The sequence below is a fragment of the Saezia sanguinis genome (genome assembly GCF_003991585.1).
Classification (GTDB): Bacteria; Pseudomonadota; Gammaproteobacteria; order Burkholderiales; family Burkholderiaceae_C; genus Saezia; species Saezia sanguinis.
Map to the genome: position 1 here is coordinate 1 of NZ_PQSP01000089.1, position 267 is coordinate 267.

Consider the following 267-nt stretch of genomic DNA (forward strand, 5'->3'; position numbering starts at 1 on the left):
ACATGTTCCTGCTGCACATCCCGGACGGCGACGGAAACACCGCGTTCTCGATCGTCGGATCCAGCCCGGAAGCGCTGGTGGCCGTACAGGACGGGGTCGCGACCACGCACCCGATCGCGGGCACCCGCTGGCGCGGCGCCACCGAAGAGGACGATCTGCTGCTCGAGAAGGGCCTGCTCGCCGACGAGAAGGAGAACGCCGAACATCTCATGCTCGTCGATCTCGGGCGTAACGATCTGGGCCGGGTCTGCGTACCCGGTACGGTGC

The 267-nt window shown here is 67.0% G+C and carries 1 protein-coding gene; it reads left to right on the forward strand.

What is annotated here, in order from left to right:
• Positions 1–267: chorismate-binding protein (locus tag CUZ56_RS15100; RefSeq protein WP_204250950.1), on the forward strand; the 267-nt coding region annotated here is incomplete at both ends.